We start from the raw sequence: 19440 nt of genomic DNA, 5'->3' as shown, positions 1-19440 counted from the left end.
ATCAGTCCTCGCGGCGGTTGCGCCGGGGACGGTCGCCGCGATCGCCACGCGGCTCGCGCGGCTCCCGCTTGGGCAACTGGTCCTCGATATCCTCGCCGGTCTCCTGATTGACGACCCGCATGGAGAGGCGAACCTTGCCGCGCTCGTCGACGCCCAGGCACTTGACCCAGACCTCGTCGCCCTCGTTGACCACGTCGGCCACCTTCTCGGTCCGGCCCTCGGCCAGTTCCGAGATGTGGACGAGGCCGTCGCGATTGCCCATGAAGTTCACGAACGCGCCGAAGTCCATGATCTTCACGACCTTGCCGCGATAGAGCTTGCCGGGCTCCGGCTCGGCGACGATGCCCTGAATCCACTCGACCGCCCGCTGGCCGGCCTCCGAATCGACGGAGGCGACCTTGACGGTGCCGTCATCCTCGATATCGACCTTGGCGCCGGTGACCTCGCAGATCTCGCGGATCACCTTGCCGCCCGTGCCGATGACGTCGCGAATCTTGTCCTTCGGCACCTGCAGCGTGACGATGCGCGGGGCGTTGGAGGACACGTCCTCGCGGCCGGCGGTGATCGCCTTCGACATCTCGCCCAGGATATGAAGACGACCGTCGCGGGCCTGGCCCAGCGCCGTCTTCATGATGTCCTCGGTGATCGAGGTGATCTTGATGTCCATCTGCAGCGAGGTGACGCCGTCTTGTGTCCCCGCGACCTTGAAGTCCATGTCGCCCAGGTGATCCTCGTCGCCCAGGATGTCCGACAGGACGGCCACGCCCTCCGGGTCCTTGATCAGGCCCATGGCGATGCCGGCGCAGCTCTTACCGAGCGGCACGCCCGCGTCCATCATCGACATCGAGGTGCCGCAGACAGTCGCCATGGAGGAGGAGCCGTTCGACTCCGTGATCTCGGAGACGGTGCGGACCGTATAGGGGAAGTCCTCCTTGGTCGGCATCAACGGGTTGATCGCGCGCCAGGCGAGCTTGCCATGGCCGATCTCGCGCCGGCCGGTGAAGCCGACACGGCCCGCCTCGCCCACCGAATAGGGCGGGAAGTTGTAGTGCAGCATGAAGTGCTGGCGGAACTCGCCCTCCAGCGCGTCGATGATCTGCTCGTCCGAGCCGGTGCCGAGCGTGGTGACCACCAGCGCCTGCGTCTCGCCGCGCGTGAAGAGCGCGGAGCCGTGGGCACGCGGGATCACGCCGACCTGACAGTCGATCTGGCGGACGTCGGCGAGGCCGCGCCCGTCGATGCGCTTGCCGGTCTTCAGGATGTTGCCGCGCACGATGCCGCTTTCGAGTTCCTTGAAGAGCTTGCCGGCGAGGCCGACGTCGAGCTCCTCCTCCTCGATCTTGGCGATCGCGGCGCGCTTCACCTCGCCGACGGCATTCTGGCGTTCCAGCTTGTCCTTGATCGCGTAGGCGTCGCGCAGACCGCTCTCGGCCAGGTCCTTCAGACGCGCGCGCACGGTCTCGGTCGCCGGATTCTCCGCCGGCAGGTCGAACGGCTCCTTCGCCGCGTCCTCGGCCAGGTCGATGATCATGTCGAGCACCGGCTGGAATGCCTTGTGACCGTACATGACGGCTTCGAGCATGCGCTCCTCGGAAAGCTCGGAAGCTTCCGATTCGACCATCAGCACACCGTCCTGCGTGCCCGCGACCACGAGGTCGAGCGCGCTGGCCGTCTTGGTCTCGGTCATGGAGGGGTTGAGCACCAGCTCGCCGTCGATCTCGCCGACCCGCGCGCCGGCGATCGGCCCCATGAAGGGCGCGCCGGAGATGGTCAGCGCCGCCGAGGCGCCGATCATCGCGGGGATGTCGGGGTCATTCTCCAGATCATGGCTCAGCACGGTGCAGATGACCTGCGTCTCGTTCTTAAAGCCCTTCACGAAGAGCGGCCGGATCGGCCGGTCGATCAGGCGCGACGTCAGGGTTTCCTTCTCGGTCGGGCGCCCTTCGCGCTTGAAGAAACCGCCGGGAATCTTGCCCGCGGCATAGGTCTTCTCCTGGTAGTGAACCGAGAGGGGGAAGAAATCGAGGCCGGGCTTTTCCTGCTTCTCGAAGACGACCGTGCAGAGCACCGCCGTATCGCCATAGGTGGCCAGCACCGCGCCGTCCGCCTGCCGGGCCATGCGCCCGGTCTCCAGGGTCAGCGTGCGGCCGCCCCACTCGATTTCACGTTTGTGGATTTGAAACATCTCGTCTCTTCTTCGTCCATCGCGTGCGCCCTGCCTTCAGGAACGCCCGCCTTTCTTGCGGTCATGCCCACGCCCCTCCCCATGAGGGGTCGTGGTCGGCCCGCGCGATCGCATCTTCATGGGCGATCCGCCGCGCCATCACGGAACCCGGGCCTGTCCGACTGTCCTTGCCCGGATCGGTCTAGCCCGCCGTTCCATCGCCGCGCCGTTTCACGACGGCGGCGGGCGGGCTGTTCCGCGACGGCTTGTCCGCGACGGTCCCAGGAACCGCATGCGGGGCCTTTCAGTGCCGATCCCGCCCGAGGGCGGCCCACCCATGCACGGTCCCAGGGACCAAACCCCGGGACGGCCAGAAGGCGGAACGACCGGCCAAAACGAACGGGGCGCCGCGCGACTTGTGGTCGCGGGCGCCCCGCCCGGAGAAACTCGTGCTCAGCGTCGGATGCCGAGCTGTCCGATGAGCGTCTTGTAACGCTCCTCGTTGCGCCGGCGGACATAGTCCAGAAGCCGACGCCGCTTACCGACCATCATCAAAAGGCCGCGGCGGGAGTGATTGTCCTGCTTGTTGACCTTCAGATGCTCGGTCAGGTTCGTGATCCGCTCCGTCAGGATGGCGATCTGCGCCTCCGGGGAGCCGGTGTTACCGTCGCCGCCACCGAACTGCTTGACGAGTTCGGCCGTGCGTTCCTTGGTGATCGACATCGGTCGTCTTCTTCCTCTTCCACGGCATCGGGGTTATTCGTTCCTCGGACGCTAGACCCGGGCCGTCAGCCCGTGTTCAGCACCCGAACCGGCTTGATCCCGCCCTTCGCGTAGCGCGCCAGCGCCACCGCCTTGCCCTTGTGCAAGGCCACGAGCTCGTCGCCATCGGCGAGCCCGGCGATCCGATCGAGATCGATCTTCCGGAGAAGCGAAACCGCCTGGCCATTCCTAAGCCGCATGGTCTCCGCCTCGCTCAAGGCCATCACCGGGATACCGTCCAGCGCGGCCTCGATGGGGAGCAACCGCTCCGCCAACGCGGCCGGGTTATGCCCGAGTTGTTCCAGCGCTTCAAGCGAAATCGCGGCCTCCTCCCCGAAGCCCGCGACCGCCGTCCGGCGCAATGCCGCGACATGGCCGACGGTGCCGAGCGCACCCGCGATATCCCGCGCCAGCGATCGGACATAGGTGCCCTTGCCGCAACGCACCTCGATCTCCGCCTCGGGTCCTTCCGCCGATTGCCGAAAACCGATCGGCGTCAGCGCATCGATCCGCACCGGGCGCGCGGCGAGCGTCACCTCCTCCCCGCCGCGCGCGCGGTCATAGGCGCGCTTGCCGTCCACCTTGATGGCGGAATAGGCGGGGGGCACCTGCTCGATCGTGCCGAGGAACCGGGATAGCACCGCGGCCACCGCCTCGCCGTCGAGATGGTCGGCCGGCGCGCGCGCCACCTCCGTCCCGTCGATGTCGAGCGTATCGGTCTCCACCCCGAATCGGATCGTGAAACGGTAAGTCTTGCGGCCATCCATGACATATTGAACGGTCTTCGTCGCCTCGCCGAAGGCGATCGGCAGAAGGCCCGTCGCGAAGGGATCGAGCGTGCCGCCATGCCCCGCCTTGCGCGCATCGAACAACCGGCGCGCGCGATTGACCGCGTCCGTCGAGCCCAGACCGGCCGGCTTGTCGAGGACGAGCCAACCGTCGATCGGCTGGCCCTTCTTGCGGCGCCCCATGATCGAAGTCCCTCCGGCGGCGCTCAGTCGCGATCGTCGTCCGGGGGCGTGCCGCCTTCCAGATCGCGGGCGACCTCGGGACGTTTCAGCAATTCGTCGATGCGCGCGGCCTCGTCGAAGCTGTCGTCGACGCGGAACCGAAGAGCGGGCGTGAACTTCAACCGAACCTCGCGGGCGACCTGACCGCGCAGAAAGGCCGCGGCGCGTTGCAACGCCCGGACGACCTCGTCCTCCGCGACCTCCTCGCGACCGGCGGAGGCGCCGAGCGGCGTGACGAAGCATGTCGCGTTCTTGAGGTCCGGGCTGACACGAACCTCGGAGACGGTGACGGAGACGCCGGCGAGCGCGGGGTCGCGCAACTCACCCCGCTGCATCACCTGCGCCAGGGCGTGCCGAACCTCCTCGCCGACACGAAGCTGACGCTGCGATGGCGCGCGCGCTGTCATGGGATGCAACTCCCTCGTCGATTGGACGGCGAATACCGGACGATCACGACCGGCGCGCCGGGCGCCGGCCGGACTAGGAGAGGCGGCGCGCCCTAGAGCGCGCGCGCCACCTCCTCGATCTCGAAGCATTCGATCATATCGCCGACCTTGATATTGTCGTAATTCTCGAACGCCATGCCGCACTCATAGCCGTGCTGCACCTCGCGGACATCGTCCTTGAAGCGCTTCAGGGTCTTGAGCGAACCCTCGTGGATCACCGTGTCGTCGCGCAGCAGGCGGACCTTGGCGCCGCGCTTGACGGTACCCTCGGTGACCATGCAGCCCGCGACCTTGCCGGCCTTGGTGATCTGGAAGACATCGCGGATTTCCGCGTAACCGAGGAAATTCTCCCGGCGCTCCGGAGCCAGCATGCCGCTCAACACCGCCTTCACGTCATCGATCACGTCGTAGATGATCGAGTAGTAGCGGATATCGATGCCGTCGCGCTTCGCCATCTCGCGGGCCTGCGGATTGGCACGTACGTTGAAGCCGATGATCACCCCGCCGGTGGAAGCCGCGAGGCCGACATCGCTCTCCGTGATGCCGCCCACGGCGCCATGCACGACGCGCACCTTGACCTCGTCGGTCGCCAGCTTCTCCAGCGAGGCGTTGATCGCCTCCAACGAGCCTTGCACGTCGGCCTTGACCACGACGGGCATCTGCTCGACCTCGCCGGCCTTGATCTGGTCGAACATCTGTTCGAGCGAGCTGCGTCCGGCGCGGCCGGAGACCGCGAAATGCGCCTCCCGCTGCTTGCGCTGACGATATTCGGAGATTTCGCGCGCCTTGGCCTCGTCGTTGAGGACGACGAACTCGTCGCCGGCCTGCGGCGTGCCCTGAAGCCCCAGCACCTCGACCGGAACCGAGGGGCCGGCCGCCTCGACCTGACGGCCCTTGTCATCGAGCAGCGCGCGCACGCGGCCCCACTCGGCGCCGGCGACGAAGATGTCGCCGACCCGGAGCGTTCCTGTCTGGACCAGCACGCTGGCGACCGATCCACGGCCCTTCTCCAGCTTGGCCTCGACCACCGCGCCGCGCGCGGTCCGGCCGGGATCGGCCTTGAGTTCCAGGAGTTCCGATTGAAGCAGGATCGCCTCCTCCAAGGCCTCCAGCCCCATGCGCTTCAGCGCCGAGACCTCGATCACCTGGATATCGCCGCCCATCGATTCCGGCACCAACTCGTGCTCGAGCAGTTGATTCGTGGCCTTGGTCGGATCCGCGCCGTCCTTGTCGATCTTGTTGATCGCGACGATGATCGGCACTTCGGCGGCCTTGGCGTGATTGATCGCCTCGATCGTCTGGGGTTGCAGGCCGTCGTCGGCGGCGACCACCAGCACCACGATGTCCGTCACCTGGGCGCCGCGGTTCCGCATGGCCGTGAAGGCCTCGTGGCCCGGGGTGTCCAGGAAGGTGATCGTATCGCCACCCTTCAGCGTGACCTGATAGGCGCCGATATGCTGGGTGATGCCGCCGGCCTCGCCGCCGGCCACGTCGGTCTCGCGCAGCGCATCGAGAAGCGACGTCTTGCCGTGGTCGACATGACCCATGATCGTGACGACGGGCGCGCGGGCCACCTGGGCCTCCTCCTGCGCATCCTCCTCGATCAGGCTGTCCTCCACATCCGCCTCGGAGACGCGGCGCGCGCGGTGGCCGAATTCCTCGACCACCAGCTCCGCGGTATCCTGGTCGATCGTCTGGTTGACGGTCGCCATGACACCCATCTTCATCAGCGCCTTGATCACGTCGGCCGCGCGGACCGCCATGCGGTTGGCCAGGTCACCGACGGTGACCGCCTCCGGGATGGTGACGTCGCGCACGACCTTCTCGCCGCGCGCCAGGGCCTGACGGTTCTTCTCGCGCTCGCGCTGGCGCTGGCGCTGCAAGGCCGCCATGGAGCGGCCGCGCCGGGCCTCGCTGTCCGGATCGCCCTCGTCGCCGACCTGATAAATGGAAAGCTTGCCCTGACGCCGCTTCTCGCCGCCCTTGAGGCGCATGGTCGGGCGCTTCTTCTGCTCGCGCTCGATCAACTCGTCCGCCTTCTCGCGGCCGGACTTCTGCTCGGACGATTTCGCCGCCGCCTGGGCCTCGGCCTCGATATCGGCGGGGGAGGGCTGCGCCACCTCTTCCGGCTCGGCGTCCTTCGCCTCGGCCTCGACCGCCGGCTTCGCGGCCGATTCAGCCTTTTCCTGCTCGGCGCGCGCGGCTTCCTCGGCGGCGCGGCGGGCCTCCTCTTCCTCACGGGCCTTGCGTTCGGCCTCCTCGGCCTCGCGCTGACGGCGACGCTCCTCGGCGCGCTGCTCGGCCTCCTCGGCCTCGCGTCGGCGGCGTTCCTCCTCGGCCTGGGCACTCTGAATCGCGCGCAGACGCGCGGCGCGCTCCTGCTCGCTCAACCCCTTGAGGGCCGGGTTCGCGGCGGCCTGCTCGGCGGCGCGGCGGGCGGCGGCGGACTCGGCCTTCTCACCCTCGGGGCGCTTCATCGGGCCGATATCGGCCGCCTGCGCGCCCCCTGGGCCGCCCTGCTGCGGACCCCGGTCGAAGGTGCGCTTGCGCTTCACCTCGACCTGGACGGATTTCGACCGTCCATGGCTGAAGCTCTGCCGCACCTGACCCGCCTCGACACGCTTGCTGAGTTCCAGCTTGCCCTTGCCGAGGGTGAGTTTCTTCCCGCCGCTGTCGTTCTCGTTACTCATCATCTTCCTTCGTCGTCGGTTTGGCCGCCGGCCCCTTGACCGGCACCACCGTCGTTCGGTCGGCGCGCGACCGCCCGGTCCTCGCGCCCATTCGCGCGAAACCCGTCGAGCCGCCCGGCCTCGCGCGTCAATTTTCTGGCCAGCCCGCCGGCCCGCAGCGCCGCGTGAACCGCCCGCTCCCGGCCGAAGGCCTCGCCGATTTCCCCGGCCGTGAGACATGTCACCGGCTCGACCGAGGGGCGGTCGGCCCGGGCGCGCGCCTGACGCAGCTTGCGCCGGCCGTCATCCGCACCGTCCAGCGCCTCGACCAGGACCGCCGCCTCGCCCTTCTCCAGCGCGGCGCGCACCTTCTCGAAGCCCGTCACCGCCTCGCCGGCACGCCGCGCGAGCGAGAGGGTCTCGACACAGCGCCGCGCCAGCAACCGTTCGATCGTCTCCGCCAGATCGGCGGGGACGACGGCCCGCGCCCGTGCCGCCTTGGCGAACAGATTACGCGCGCATGCCGTCTTAATGCTTCCAACATCCGCGCTCAACCACATTCCGCGCCCCGGCAGCCGCGCGGCCAAGTCCGGCGTGACCGTCCCGTCGGGCGACAGCACGAATCGGATCATCGCGGCCTGCGGCCGGCGCGCGCCGGTGGCGAGGCATCGGCGAACCGGTCCGTCCCGGCCACCGTCGTCCCCCCCCTCATCGGCCCCCTCATCGGCGCGGCCCTTAACGCGCTCCTTCCGCGGCCCCGCGTCGAGCGCGTCCGTCAGCGCATCGTCGGCGTCCGTGTCATCCACCAGCCCATCCATGGCGCCGCACCCATCGTTCCGGCCAGCCGACGGATCACAGGCCGCCGCCGGGCGCCGTCGGGGCGGCACCCGCGCCGGCCGCCGCCTCGGCCTCGGCCAGCGTTTCCTCGTCCGCCGGGTCGCCATAGACCTCGCCCGCCATCTCGGCACGCAGGCGGGCCAGATCCTCCTCCGTGATCCAACCGGCGGCGAACCGCGCGTTCATGACCATCTCGGTCGCGCGATCCTCGTCGATGTCGAAGTTACGCAGGATGCCGTCCTCGGGGCTCGTCAGCTCGTCGGCCGCCAGCCCGGCGAAATCCTCCAGCGTGCGCACCTCGTCCTCGCCCAGCGCGACCAGCATCGGGGCCGTCAGCCCCTCCATCTCCGCCAGTTCGTCGGTCACGCCGAGCTCGCGCCGGCGATCCTCCAGGCGCTTGGCCTCGGCCTCCAGGAAGCTCGCCGCGCGGGCGCGCAATTCCTCGGCCACCTCCTCGTCGAAACCCTCGATCGAGCCAAGCTCGTCCATCGGGACATAGGCGATTTCCTCGACGGTGGTGAAGCCCTCGGTAACCAGCAGGCGGGCGATCACGTCATCGACGTCGAGGGCATTCATGAAGGCCTCGGAGCGCTCGTTGAACTCGCGCTGACGCTTCTCGCTCTCTTGGTCCTCGGTCATGATGTCGATGTTCCAGCCGCTCAACATCGAGGCGAGGCGCACATTCTGGCCACGCCGTCCGATGGCGAGCGAAAGCTGATCGTCGGGCACCACCACCTCGATGGTGTTGGTGTCCTCGTCCATCACGACCTTGCTGACCTCGGCCGGGGCGAGGGCGTTGACGACGAAGGTCGCGTCCTCGGCCGACCAGGGAATGATGTCGATCTTTTCGCCCTGAAGCTCGGCGACGACGGCCTGCACGCGGCTGCCGCGCATGCCGACGCAGGCGCCGACCGGATCGATCGAGCCGTCGTTGGAAATCACGGCGATCTTCGCCCGGCTGCCCGGATCGCGCGCGACGCGGCGGATCTCGATGACGCCGTCATAGATCTCCGGCACTTCCTGGGCGAACAGCTTGGCCATGAATTCGGGACGCGTGCGGGAAACGAAGATCTGCGGGCCGCGCGCTTCCTCGCGCACGTCGTAGATATAGCAACGCACCCGGTCGCCACGCTTGAAATGCTCGCGCGGGATCACCTCGTCGCGGCGCATGACGGCCTCGGCCCGGCCGAGGTCGACGGTGACATTGCCGAACTCGACCCGCTTGACGATGCCGTTGACGATCTCGCCGATGCGGTCCTTGTACTCCTCGTACTGGCGCTGACGCTCGGCCTCGCGAACCTTCTGGACGATCACCTGCTTGGCGGTCTGGGCGGCGATGCGGCCGAAATCGATCGGCGGCAGGCGGTCCACCAGGAACTCACCCACCTCCGCGTCGGCCTTCTTCTTGCGCGCGCGGTCGAGGGTGATCTGGGTCACCTCGTTCTCCAGCTCCTCGGGCGTCACCACCTCGATATAGCGGGCCAGCACGATCTCGCCGGTCTTACGGTCGATATGGGCGCGGATATCGTGCTCATGGCCGTATTTCGAGCGGCCGGCCTTCTGGATCGCCTGCTCCATCGCCTCGAGCACCAGCTCGCGCTCGATCGACTTCTCGCGCGCCACCGCGTCGGCGACGGCCAGCATGTCGGTCCGGGTGATCGTAACGCCTTCCATATCGTCGGTCTCTCGTCGTTGGCGCCCGCGCGATCCGGCGTGGGCGGGTTGCAGCAACTCAGGCGCGGCCCGCGGCCGTGCCCTCGGTATCCTCGTCGTCCCAGTCGTCATCCCAGTCGTCGTTCGCATCGGCTTCGACGCCGTCCTCGAACTCGACATCGTCCTCGTCATAGAGGTCGTGCTCTTCCTGCTGCGCCTCCGCCCAGGCGATCAGCGCGTCGGTCAGCACCAGCTTGGCCGTCGCGATCTCCGTGAAGGGAAGACGCACGCGGGTCGTCTGCTTGGCACCGTCCTCGGTCATGTCGAGCAGGACGTCGCCCTCCTCGATCCCGGCCAGCATGCCCCGGAAGCGCTTCTGGCCGCCCGTCATGCGGGCCAGTTCGACCTTCGCCTCGAAGCCGGCGAAACGCTCATAGTCGCGCGGACGGACCAGCGGCCGGTCGATCCCGGGCGAGGAGACTTCCAGCGAATAGGCATCGGGGATCGGATCGTCGACATCCAGGATGGCGGAAACGGCACGGCTGATATCGGCGCAATCGTCGACGCTGATCGGTGCCTCGTCCTTGCGGTCGGCCATGATCTGCAATGTCGGACGCTTGGAGCCGGAATACCGCACGCGCACGATCTCGAAGCCCATCTCCTCGATCGCGGGCTCGATCAATTCGCGGATACGCGCTTCGATCGCCATCGAATCCCTCGTTCTGGTCGAATGCGGCCCGGGTCGCGGACAAGTGCCCTGAAGCGGGAAGCCACGGGTCGCGGGAACAAAAAAGGGCGGGCCGCGGCCCACCCCCGAAACCGCCATTCAAGCGGAACCAGCAAGTATGGCGTTTATGTAAGCCAAAAGGCCGCCCAACTCAAGCCCGTTGCGCGCGGCCGCTCACAGGGGACCGCCATGCCCGCCCGGGTCCGACGCCGTGAAGAGCCCGCTATCCGCCAGCCCGTCGAACACGAACTGCACCGCGAGCGCGGCCAGCAGCACGCCGACGACCCGCGTCACCACATTGAGGCCGGTGACACCGAGCAACTTCTGGATGCGCGTGGCCCCGAGCAGCAGCACATAAGTCAACAGCAGGATGCAGCAAAGCGCGGTGACCACGGCGGCGATGCGGGCAGGCGCGCCCTCGCGCTCGGCGATCAGCAGCACGGTCAGGCCGATCGCCCCCGGCCCCGCGATCAGCGGGGTCGCCAGGGGAAAGACGGAAACATCCTCCTTGCCCACGGCCTCCACGCGTTCCTCGTCGCTGGCGGAACTGCCGCCGGAATGGCGGGCGAAGACCATGTCGAGCGCGATCAGGAACAACAGCACCCCGCCCGCCGTCCGGAGCGCGGCGAGCGAGATGCCGAGATGCTTCAGCAGCGCCGGGCCGAACAGCAGGAACGCCCCCAGGATCGCCGCCGCGATCCCCACGCCCTTCAAGGCCATGGCGCGCCGTGCCCGGGGTGGGGCCCCGGCGGTGATGGAGGCGAAGATCGCCGCCACGTCGATCGGCCCGATCGCCGCGAAATAGGCGAGGAAGGCGACCAGGAAATTCTGCCAGAGGAGGTCGAAGGGCAGGCTCACCAAGCGTCCCCCTCACAAATCGAACCACAGCGGCGCGAAGAGACTGAAGGCGAGCCAGCAGATCACCATCAGGGGCGCGCCCGCCTTGACGAAATCGAGGAACCGATAGCCGCCCGGCGCCATGACCAGCAGATTGGTCTGATAGCCCACGGGGCTGGCGAAGGAGCAGTTGGCGGCGAAGACGACGGCGACCGCGAAGGCTTCCACCCCGACGCCGATATGGTGGGCGACCGCCGCCGCGATCGGCGTGAAGAGCACCGCCGTCGCCTTCGTTGACAGAATATTGGCGAGTACCGCGACCAACATGAAGAACGCGGAGAGCACGACCGCCGGCGGGGCGTCCCCCAGGGCCGCCAACAGGCCGAGCGCGAGGAAATCCGCGCCCCCCGTCGCCTGCATGGCGGAGCCAAGCGCCAGCGCGGCCGCGATCAGCAGGATGATCTTGCGGTCGATCGCCCGGATCGCCTCGTCCAGATTGAGCGCGCCGGAGAGGATCATCGCCGTCGCCCCGGTCAGGGCCGCGACCTCCGTCGGGACCAGCCCGCTGGCCGCCGCGCCGACCACGCCGAGGAAGATCAGCACCGCGCGCGTCGCGTGGTGGGTCTGCGGCAGATCCTCCGCCGACCATTCCAGCAGCACCACCTCCTGACTGCCGCGCAGCGCCTCGATATCGGGCCGGCGGCCCTGAATCAGCAGGATATCGCCGGCCTCCAGCGGCACGTCGGTCGGGCGGCGGCGCAGCATGCGGCTGCGCCGCTCCACCCCCAGGACGGCGCAGGCATGGCGATAGCGGAAGCCCGCGCGATCGAGGGTGAGGCCGACCAGACGCGAATTCGGCGGCACCATCACCTCCGCCAGCGCCTGCATGTCCTGCATCATCGGCCCGTCCTGCCCCCCCTCCGGCAGGGGGCCGTCGGCCGCGAGGGTCGGGCGCAGCGTGTCCGGCGCGCTCTTGAACAGGTCCGTCAGCTTGTCCCGGGTCGCCGCGATCACCATCACGTCGCCGTCGGCCAGGGAAAGGTCCTCGTCATAGGGCGGGAAATAGGTCTCGGCCCCGCGCTGGACGGACAGCACCGTGATCCCGGGCAATTTCGGAAAGAAGCCCGAGACCGGCCGCATGCCCGCGAAGGGGCTGTCGGCGGCGACCTCTATCTGGGCCTTGAACTGGCGCGCGGCGGCGCGAAGCTCCGTGCCGGTCGTGTGCCGTTCGGGCAACAGGCGCGGCAGAGCGAAGATCACATAGACGAGGCCCGCGCCCGCGACCACGAGCCCCGGAATGGTGAAGCTGAAGAAGCCGAACCCGCGCTCCCCCATGTCGATCAGGGCGCTGGAGACCAGCAGGTTGGTGGAGGAGCCGATCAACGTCGTCATGCCGCCCAGGATCGCCGCGAAGCTGAGCGGCATCATGTAGCGCGAGGGCGCCATATCGTTGCGCACCGCCAGCGCCTGCATGATCGGGATGAAGATCACCACGACCGGGATATTGTTCAGCACCGCGCTGGTCCCCGCCACCAGCAGCAGCGCCACCAGCGCCGACAGGGCGGGCGAACCGCGCGAAAGCCCGTGCACCGCCGCCGAGACCCGGTCGAGCGATCCGGTACGGTTCAGCCCCTCCCCCAGGATCAGGAGCGCCAGGACGGTCAGCAATGCCGGGTTGGCGAAACCACCCAACAAGGCGCCGGGCGTCATCAGGTTGGCCCCGTCCTCGTCGCGCACCGGCAGGGCCTGGAACAGCACCATCAGCGCGCAGACGACACCAAGGGAGGTAACCTCCAGCGGCAGCCTCTCCGTCGCATAGAGGATCAGCGTCACGCCGATCAGCGCGAAGACCAGAATCATCTGCAGGCTTACGGGTTCGGCGGCGAGCGACATCGGCGGGCGGGTTCCCCTCTTTTCCGGTGGGCCCCATCCGGTGGCCCCAATTGGCCCGGCGGCCCCCGCGGACCCCGGCAGGCAAGGCTCTGGGACATGGGCGGCGCATGGTGCCAGCTTGCTTTGCGCCCCCGCGGATGGACCCGTCCATCGGATCGCGTCGACCCGCAAGCCTACCGATTACGAAGACTTGCGCAAAGCGGGTTCGTTGACAGGCGGCAAGTGGGCGCGCAACGCTGTCCGCGCCGACATATCGGCCCGGCGGTCGGGCCGGCCGGCATGGGATGGGGGGACGCGCGGCCATGCTGGAGGGGCTGTTCGAGCCGATGTTCGAAACCGATCACCCGATGTGGGTCGATCTGATCGGCTATGTCGCGGGCGCGATCACGCTGTTGTCGATGCACCGCAAGACGATGATTCCGCTGCGCGCGGGGGCGATCCTGGGCAACGCGTCCTTCCTGACATTCGGGCTCGTGGCGGGTATCGGGCCGACGGCACTGCTGCATGCGATCCTGCTACCGCTCAACGCCTTGCGGCTCTGGCAGATGCTGCGGCTCGTGCGCACGATCCGACGCGAGCATGAGGGGGAGAGCTTCGGCATGGAGGCCCTGCTCCCCTATATGCGGGTCGAGCGGCGGGCGGCGGGCGACGTGTTGTTCCGCAGGGGCGACGGGGCGGATTCGATGTACATGATCGAATCGGGCACCGTCCGGCTGGTGGAAATCGACTTCGCGTTGTCCGACGGCGCGCTGATAGGCGAGATCGCCTTCTTCACGCCCGAGCGCGCGCGCACCGTGACGGCGGTCTGCGCCACCGACTGCACGCTCCATTGTCTCGGCAATCAGGCGATGCTTCAGCTCTATTATCAGAACCCGAAATTCGGGCTCTATCTGATGCGGGTAATCGTGGAGCGTCTGCTGCGGAATTGGGAGGCGGCCGAGGCCCGCGCCGCGCCCGTGAGCGACAGGGGCAGCCTGGGCGGCGCGCGGTAACGCGGACGGGCCGCGCGCGATCAGCGCGTATTGCTCCTGCCCTGGCCGCGCGCGATCACCGCCTCCGTCTCGGCCAGCGCCCGGGGCGTGCCGACATGGTACCATTCCCCGTCATGGACCAGCCCGGCGAGCCGTCCCGCCGCCTCCGCCCGATCATAGAGACGGTTGAGGGAGAAGGCGCCGTCCGGCGCCTCCGCGAACAGGCGCGGCGAGAGGATCTGCACCCCGGTGAAGAGATAGGGGGCGATCTCATGCTCCGCACGGCGGCGCGCCCGGCCGTCGGGCTCCAGATGATAGTCGCCGGGTCCGTCGTAATCGTCCGTCGCGACCGTCGGGTGGAGGAGGAGAAGCGCGTCCATCCGCGTCGCGTCCCAGGCATCGTTCAGGCGTTCCAACGCCGGGTGCGTCCCGTCGAGCCAGACGGAATCCGCGTTGATGACGAAGAAGGCCGCGTCCGCATCCGACCGCGCCCCGCCTTCCGCCGGACCGCGCAGCAGCGGCAGGGCCTTCGACACGCCGCCGCCGGTCTCCAGGATCTCCGGCTCGTGGCTGATCGTCACCGCCGGATTGCCGGCGAAATGGTCATCGATGCGCGCGGCCAGGTAGTGCGCGTTGACGACGATGCGGTCGATGCCGTGATGGGTCACGCGGTCCATCGCCCAATCGATCAACGGCTTGCCGCAGAGTTCCACCAGCGGCTTGGGCCGGTCGTCGGTCAGCGGGCGCATGCGTTTGCCGAAACCGGCGGCGAGCAGCATGGCGCGGTCGATCCGTGCGGCCATTCCGGGTTGTCCTCCCAATTGTTATCCTATCCGGCCCACTCCATCCGGCCGGTTCTATCCAGGCGGACCCGCGGCCCAGACACCCGGTGCCGCCGCCGGGGCGACGCGCCGGTCGGCCGGAAAGGCATCGGCGACGAAGCCGGCGAGACCGGCGAGCGCGGGGTGGGCCAAATCCTTTTCCAGCCATCCCCATACGCGAGGAATATGACGCAAATACTGCGGCTTGCCGTCGCGACGGTCGAGCCGGGTGAAGATACCCAGGATCTTGAGCGCGCGCTGCGCGCCGAGCGCCGAATAGCTCGCCGCGAAGGCCGCGGGGTCGAGCGTCGGGAACGCCTCGAAGTAACGGCGCATCAGATCCTGCGACACGGCGGGCGTGACGTCGCGGCGCGCATCCTCGAAAAGCGAGACGAGATCGTAGGCCGCCGGACCGATCACGGCGTCCTGGAAATCGAGCAGGCCGCAGGCCGCGACACCCGGGCGCCCGTCCAGCCGCATGACATTGTCCACGTGATAGTCGCGCAGCACCAATGTGTCGAAGCCGCCCGACGCCGCCTCCAGCGCATTGGCGACATGGCCGAGATAGGCGGTGCGCGCGGCCTCCGGGCAAGGCCGGCCGGTGACGGCGGGCCAGTACCAGTCGGTGAAGAGCGCGGCCTCCCGCAGATAGAGCGCCATGTCGTAGCGCGGCAGGTCCGCCGCCGCCGCGTCACGGGTCGAGAAGCCGCGATGCAGATGGATGAGCGCATCGAGGGCGAGGCCGTAAAGCGGTGCCTCCGCCTCCCCCTCCGCCAGAAGGCGCGTCATCGTCCGGTCGCCGAAATCCTCCAGCAGCAGGAACCCATGCGCCGGGTCCTCGGCCAGGATCGCCGGCGCGCTCAACCCCAGCCCGCGCAACAGCCGCGCGACCCTCAGGAAGGGGGCGACCGGCTCCCTGTCCGGCGGGGCGTCCATCAGGACCGCCCGATCCGCCCCGCGCGTCACCCGCTCATACCGCCGGAAGGAGGCATCGTCGGCGAGCGGCCGGTGCGCCGCGCCCTCCCAGCCGGCCCCGGCCAGGAAACGCTCGATCTCCGCGATACGTTCGGGACTCGGCACGCTCATGGACGCAGCCCCTCGATCCGCGTGGCCCAGGCGCCCGCCGGATCGGCCAGCATCGCCCGGCGCGCGCCGTCTCCGCCCGTGTCCGGCGCACCGATAACGCTCAAGCAGAGGTCGAGCCGCGCGGCCGGCAGCGCGTCGCCCAACCGGCCCGGCCATTCGATCAGCATCGCGGCATCGGCGAAGGCCTCCTCCAGTCCGAGTTCCAGCGCGTCGCCCGGCCGCTCCAGCCGATACAGATCGACATGCCAGATTTCCAGCGCTGGTGCCTCGTAGGTCTGGACCAGGGTGAAGGTGGGGCTCGGCACCTCCAGATCGGGCACGGCCAGGCGCGCGCGGATCGCCGCGCGGGCCAGCTCGCTCTTCCCCGCGCCCAGATCGCCGCTCAGCGCCACCACGTCGCCCGGCCGCAGCGCCGCGCCCAGCGCCGTGCCCAGCGCCCGCGTCGCGGCGAGGTCCGGAAGCTCGATCTCGATCGGGTCGGCGATGGGGGGGGCGGTCATCCGGTCTCCATGCTCATGGATTTGGGAAGGGTGGGGACGGGTCGCGGGCGGCCGCGACCGCCTCCCGGTCATTTCCGGACAGTCGAGGTCGCGCCTCGGCTTGACGCGCGGACCCCGAGCGATCTTCTATCACCGCGCATCGACCGACCCAAGCCTTCCCGCCGTCGACGAGCGCGTCGGCCCACGATCGAGGAGAGGACATCCGCCATGAGCGCGCAGGACAATGCCCGACCGGATTCGGAGATCCACGAGACCGACGCCGTCATCGTCGGGGCCGGGCCGGTCGGCCTGTTCGCGATCCATCAGCTCGGCATGTTGAAGCTGCGCGCGCATGTGATCGATTCGCTGGAGGAAATCGGCGGGCAATGCACCGCCCTCTATCCCGAAAAGCCGATCTTCGATATCCCCGCCTATCCCCGGATCGACGCCGCCGATCTGATCGAGCGGCTGGAGACCCAGGCGGAGCCGTTCTCGCCCCGCTTTCATCTGAACCAGCAGGTGACGGACGTCGTTCGACAGGACGACGGCGGTTTCCTGGTGGAAACGGCGGCCGGCACCCGGATTCGCTGCAAGGCCGTGGTGATCGCGGCGGGCGGCGGCGCCTTCGGTCCGAACCGGCCGCCGCTCGACGGGCTTGCCGACTATGAGGGGCGAAGCGTCTTCTACATGGTCAAGCGTCGGCAGGATTTCCGGAACAAGCGCATCGTCATCGCCGGCGGCGGCGACAGCGCGGTAGACTGGGCCATGTCCCTGCCGGAGGTGGCCGAGAAGGTCTATGTCGTCCATCGCCGCGACAAGTTCCGCGCCGCCCCCGAATCGGTGGAACGCATGCGCGCCTGGGCCGAGACGGACAAGCTGGAACTGGTCGTGCCCTATCAACTCGCCGGGTTGGACGGGCATGACGGCCGGCTTTCCGCCGTCCGGGTCAAGGATCTGGACGGCAATGAGCGCGTGCTGGAGGCGGATGTCCTGCTGCCCTTCTTCGGCCTGGCCGCGAAGCTGGGGCCGATCGCGGAATGGGGCTTCCCGATCGAGAAGCAGGTGATCCCGGTGGATCCCGCCACCTGCGAGACGCCGATCCCCGGCATCTTCGCGGTCGGCGATGTCGCAACCTATCCCGGCAAGCTGAAGCTGATCCTGCAGGGCTTCTCAGACGCCGCCCAGGCGGCGCACGCGATCTATCCCATCGTCCATCCGGGGGAAGCGCTGCATTTCGAATATTCGACGACCAAGGGCGTGCCGGAGCTTTAGGAACCTGCCTACCTGCGTCCACGCGCCCCTCAAGGACGTGGGTCCAGCGACCGCCGGTCCGCGCGCAGCCCCGCCGGAACGGCCGCCTTTTCCAGGATCGACGCCGCCAGCAGCCGCGCGGCCCAGGGCGCCAGGATCACCCCAGGGTGCAACACGGCGAGGCTCGCCCCCGCCAAGCCCGGCACCGGCCCCAGGACCGGCGCGCCGTCTGCGGTCCAGGGCCGGGCGACGCGCGCGGACGCGGCGGGATGCAGGGCCTCCGCCCCGTGCAGGGCGCGGCGCAGGGCCGCCGCCGTCTCCGCCGCGATGGCGGGCACGCTCTCCCGCCCCGGGCCGGGCAGGTCGGCGCACAGGATGGTGCCGTCGCCCGCCGTCCGCGCCTCGAACTCCGGGCCGCAGACGATGCCCCGGAACCGTGCCGCGGCACCCGCGCCCGTGAAACGGAGCATCACCGCGTCCGACCCCCGGATCGCGCCCGCCGGCATATGATCGCCGAGGAAGGCGCCGGTTCCCGTCCCGGCGGCCAGCAGCACATGATCCGCCGCCAACCGATCACCCCCCGCCAGATCGCCCCCTGCCAGATCACCCCCTGCCAGATCGAGGCCGATGGCGCGTCCCCCGGCGCGCGCGAGACCCACCGCCTCGACCCCGGGCAGGAGACGCGCGCCCGCCTCCGCCGCCGCGCGGAGCAGCATCTGGGCCGCCGCTTCCGTCTCCACCGCCCATTCGTCGGCCGCCAAGGCCGCATGGGGCGGGGGGTGACGCAGCGCCGGTTCCCGCGCCGCGATCTCGGCACGGGCGATCAGGGCGATCCCGGCGGCGCGAAGGCGAGGATTCTCGGCCAGCTTTCCCGCCGCCGGGGCCTCGTCGCCCCAGGCGATCGCGCCGACCCGCCGCGCCGGCAGGGCGGAGCCCATCACCTCGATCAGCCGGCGCCATTCCGCGACCGCCTCCAGCCGCCGGGCGAAGGCGTCGTCATCCTGCTCGTCCAGCCCGGCGAGCAGCCCGACCCAGCCGAAACTGGCCGCCGTGACGCCCCGGCCCGGACCATCCGCGCGATCGACCACGGTAACCCGCGCGCCCGCGCGGGCGAGGTAAAGGGCGCAGGCCGCGCCGACGATTCCGGCGCCGACGACGGCGACATGCGGGCCGTTATGCGGGCCATTCATCCGATCGCGTCCTTCTGAGCCAATAGGGCGAGCACGACGACCGCGAGCATCGAGAGCGCCATCAGGATATTGATCGCCCGGTGGGTGCGCGGCGCCAGATCCAGCCGGCGCAGCGTGACCCCGGCACCGAGCCAGAGATAATGCAGCGGAATCCAGATCGCGTTCATTATCAGGAATTTCAGCCCGATCTCGGCCAGCGGCTGGGCGGGCAGGAAGGCGAAGCCGCCGAACAGGGTCGTGTGGACGGCATAGGCCTTCGGATTGATCAGTTGCAGCGTCACGCCATTCAGGATTCCGGGAGCCTTCTCCTTCTCCACGAAGGCGATGTCGGAGCCGGCGAGCGCGATCCGCGCCGCCAGGTAGAAAAGATAGGCGACGGAGAGATAGAGCAGCACCGCGCGCACCGTCGGCTCGGCCAGGACGATGGCGGCCAGCCCGCTCGCCACCATCGCCGCGACCGCGTTATTGCCGATCCAAAGTCCGATCAGATAGCGGTTCCCGGCCGCGACCCCAAAGCCGGAGCCGACACCGGCGATGGACAGCACCCCCGGCCCGGGGGTGACGATCAGGAAGAAGACGGCGGCGGCGAAGGGGAGCATGACGGCATTCATTACCCGCCCGCCATGCATCCGTCGATACGGCCG

Annotated in this window: 17 protein-coding genes; 2 read left to right on the top strand and 15 right to left on the bottom strand. The window is 69.0% G+C overall.

Going from position 1 to position 19440, the window contains the following annotated elements; genetic code table 11:
• Nucleotide 1: 1 nt before the first annotated feature.
• The 10 genes from pnp to KAJ83_RS16910 form a co-directional block, all read right to left on the bottom strand.
• The gene (pnp, locus tag KAJ83_RS16955; protein WP_210683298.1) at nucleotides 2-2185 is read right to left on the bottom strand and encodes a polyribonucleotide nucleotidyltransferase; all 2184 of its coding nucleotides are present in this window, start codon (nucleotides 2183-2185) and stop codon (nucleotides 2-4) included.
• Nucleotides 2186-2617: 432 nt separating this feature from the next.
• A complete protein-coding gene (rpsO, locus tag KAJ83_RS16950) occupies nucleotides 2618-2887 on the bottom strand; it encodes a 30S ribosomal protein S15 (protein WP_210683297.1) in 270 nt (89 codons plus the stop codon).
• 65 nt (nucleotides 2888-2952) lie between these two features.
• On the bottom strand, nucleotides 2953-3897 hold the full coding sequence (gene truB, locus KAJ83_RS16945) for a tRNA pseudouridine(55) synthase TruB (RefSeq protein WP_210683296.1): 945 nt from the start codon (nucleotides 3895-3897) through the stop codon (nucleotides 2953-2955).
• A 23-nt stretch (nucleotides 3898-3920) separates the two neighbouring features.
• Nucleotides 3921-4343, bottom strand: coding sequence for a 30S ribosome-binding factor RbfA (gene rbfA, locus KAJ83_RS16940; protein ID WP_210683295.1), 423 nt, complete (start codon nucleotides 4341-4343; stop codon nucleotides 3921-3923).
• A gap of 92 nt (nucleotides 4344-4435) precedes the next feature.
• The gene (gene infB / locus KAJ83_RS16935; protein WP_210683327.1) at nucleotides 4436-7072 is read right to left on the bottom strand and encodes a translation initiation factor IF-2; all 2637 of its coding nucleotides are present in this window, start codon (nucleotides 7070-7072) and stop codon (nucleotides 4436-4438) included.
• Complete coding sequence (locus tag KAJ83_RS16930) at nucleotides 7072-7857, bottom strand: RNA-binding protein (RefSeq protein WP_343222044.1); 786 nt, start codon at nucleotides 7855-7857, stop codon at nucleotides 7072-7074. Before KAJ83_RS16930 ends, infB begins: the two co-directional genes overlap by 1 nt.
• A 46-nt stretch (nucleotides 7858-7903) precedes the next feature.
• Nucleotides 7904-9562 carry a transcription termination factor NusA gene (nusA, locus tag KAJ83_RS16925; RefSeq protein ID WP_210683293.1) on the bottom strand — a complete coding sequence of 553 codons (1659 nt, stop codon included), beginning with the start codon at nucleotides 9560-9562 and terminating at the stop codon, nucleotides 7904-7906.
• Nucleotides 9563-9620: 58 nt separating this feature from the next.
• Nucleotides 9621-10367, bottom strand: a complete 747-nt coding sequence (gene rimP, locus KAJ83_RS16920; RefSeq protein ID WP_343222043.1) for a ribosome maturation factor RimP — start codon at nucleotides 10365-10367, stop codon at nucleotides 9621-9623.
• Between the two features lie 75 nt (nucleotides 10368-10442).
• Nucleotides 10443-11126 carry a MarC family protein gene (locus KAJ83_RS16915; RefSeq protein WP_343222041.1) on the bottom strand — a complete coding sequence of 228 codons (684 nt, stop codon included), beginning with the start codon at nucleotides 11124-11126 and terminating at the stop codon, nucleotides 10443-10445.
• 12 nt (nucleotides 11127-11138) lie between these two features.
• Nucleotides 11139-12998 (bottom strand): SLC13 family permease, encoded by a 1860-nt coding sequence (locus tag KAJ83_RS16910; RefSeq protein WP_246484767.1) that lies wholly within the window; start codon nucleotides 12996-12998, stop codon nucleotides 11139-11141.
• Nucleotides 12999-13300: 302 nt separating this feature from the next.
• Between KAJ83_RS16910 and KAJ83_RS16905 the strand changes: the two genes are divergently transcribed.
• Entirely contained in the window at nucleotides 13301-13990 is a 690-nt protein-coding gene (locus KAJ83_RS16905) for a Crp/Fnr family transcriptional regulator (RefSeq protein ID WP_210683291.1), read from the top strand.
• A 20-nt stretch (nucleotides 13991-14010) separates the two neighbouring features.
• On the opposite strand, the gene KAJ83_RS16900 is transcribed toward KAJ83_RS16905, so the two are convergent.
• Genes KAJ83_RS16900 through tsaE form a run of 3 tightly spaced genes read right to left on the bottom strand, consistent with a single transcriptional unit; the run spans nucleotide 14011 to nucleotide 16376 of the window.
• Nucleotides 14011-14772: a nucleotidyltransferase family protein gene (locus tag KAJ83_RS16900; RefSeq protein ID WP_210683290.1), complete on the bottom strand. Its 762-nt coding sequence runs from the start codon at nucleotides 14770-14772 to the stop codon at nucleotides 14011-14013.
• 54 nt (nucleotides 14773-14826) lie between these two features.
• Nucleotides 14827-15876 carry an aminoglycoside phosphotransferase family protein gene (locus KAJ83_RS16895; protein ID WP_210683289.1) on the bottom strand — a complete coding sequence of 350 codons (1050 nt, stop codon included), beginning with the start codon at nucleotides 15874-15876 and terminating at the stop codon, nucleotides 14827-14829.
• Entirely contained in the window at nucleotides 15873-16376 is a 504-nt protein-coding gene (tsaE, locus tag KAJ83_RS16890) for a tRNA (adenosine(37)-N6)-threonylcarbamoyltransferase complex ATPase subunit type 1 TsaE (RefSeq protein ID WP_210683288.1), read from the bottom strand. Before tsaE ends, KAJ83_RS16895 begins: the two co-directional genes overlap by 4 nt.
• A 207-nt stretch (nucleotides 16377-16583) precedes the next feature.
• Between tsaE and KAJ83_RS16885 the strand changes: the two genes are divergently transcribed.
• Nucleotides 16584-17627, top strand: coding sequence for an NAD(P)/FAD-dependent oxidoreductase (locus tag KAJ83_RS16885; RefSeq protein WP_210683287.1), 1044 nt, complete (start codon nucleotides 16584-16586; stop codon nucleotides 17625-17627).
• 29 nt (nucleotides 17628-17656) lie between these two features.
• On the opposite strand, the gene KAJ83_RS16880 is transcribed toward KAJ83_RS16885, so the two are convergent.
• Nucleotides 17657-18796 (bottom strand): NAD(P)/FAD-dependent oxidoreductase, encoded by a 1140-nt coding sequence (locus KAJ83_RS16880; protein ID WP_210683286.1) that lies wholly within the window; start codon nucleotides 18794-18796, stop codon nucleotides 17657-17659.
• A complete protein-coding gene (locus KAJ83_RS16875) occupies nucleotides 18793-19395 on the bottom strand; it encodes a LysE family translocator (RefSeq protein ID WP_210683285.1) in 603 nt (200 codons plus the stop codon). Before KAJ83_RS16875 ends, KAJ83_RS16880 begins: the two co-directional genes overlap by 4 nt.
• Nucleotides 19396-19440 lie beyond the last annotated feature (45 nt).

The organism is Marivibrio halodurans (assembly GCF_017963645.1).
In the GTDB taxonomy this organism is placed as follows: Bacteria; Pseudomonadota; Alphaproteobacteria; order UBA8366; family Aestuariispiraceae; genus Marivibrio; species Marivibrio halodurans.
Note: the sequence above shows the minus strand (reverse complement) of the source record. Positions and strands in the feature narration are given on the sequence as shown.

Bases quoted from the DNA above. Each gene is read 5' to 3' on its own strand.
- KAJ83_RS16910 (WP_246484767.1), bottom strand. From the start codon at position 12,998: ATGTCGCTCGCCGCCGAACCCGTAAGCCTGCAGATGATTCTGGTCTTC.
- KAJ83_RS16880 (WP_210683286.1), bottom strand. From the start codon at position 18,796: ATGAATGGCCCGCATAACGGCCCGCATGTCGCCGTCGTCGGCGCCGGA.
- KAJ83_RS16885 (WP_210683287.1), top strand. From the start codon at position 16,584: ATGAGCGCGCAGGACAATGCCCGACCGGATTCGGAGATCCACGAGACC.
- truB (WP_210683296.1), bottom strand. From the start codon at position 3,897: ATGGGGCGCCGCAAGAAGGGCCAGCCGATCGACGGTTGGCTCGTCCTC.
- nusA (WP_210683293.1), bottom strand. From the start codon at position 9,562: ATGGAAGGCGTTACGATCACCCGGACCGACATGCTGGCCGTCGCCGAC.
- pnp (WP_210683298.1), bottom strand. From the start codon at position 2,185: ATGTTTCAAATCCACAAACGTGAAATCGAGTGGGGCGGCCGCACGCTG.
- tsaE (WP_210683288.1), bottom strand. From the start codon at position 16,376: ATGACCGCCCCCCCCATCGCCGACCCGATCGAGATCGAGCTTCCGGAC.
- KAJ83_RS16905 (WP_210683291.1), top strand. From the start codon at position 13,301: ATGCTGGAGGGGCTGTTCGAGCCGATGTTCGAAACCGATCACCCGATG.
- infB (WP_210683327.1), bottom strand. From the start codon at position 7,072: ATGAGTAACGAGAACGACAGCGGCGGGAAGAAACTCACCCTCGGCAAG.
- KAJ83_RS16895 (WP_210683289.1), bottom strand. From the start codon at position 15,876: ATGAGCGTGCCGAGTCCCGAACGTATCGCGGAGATCGAGCGTTTCCTG.
- KAJ83_RS16900 (WP_210683290.1), bottom strand. From the start codon at position 14,772: ATGGCCGCACGGATCGACCGCGCCATGCTGCTCGCCGCCGGTTTCGGC.
- rbfA (WP_210683295.1), bottom strand. From the start codon at position 4,343: ATGACAGCGCGCGCGCCATCGCAGCGTCAGCTTCGTGTCGGCGAGGAG.
- KAJ83_RS16875 (WP_210683285.1), bottom strand. From the start codon at position 19,395: ATGCTCCCCTTCGCCGCCGCCGTCTTCTTCCTGATCGTCACCCCCGGG.
- rpsO (WP_210683297.1), bottom strand. From the start codon at position 2,887: ATGTCGATCACCAAGGAACGCACGGCCGAACTCGTCAAGCAGTTCGGT.
- rimP (WP_343222043.1), bottom strand. From the start codon at position 10,367: ATGGCGGTTTCGGGGGTGGGCCGCGGCCCGCCCTTTTTTGTTCCCGCG.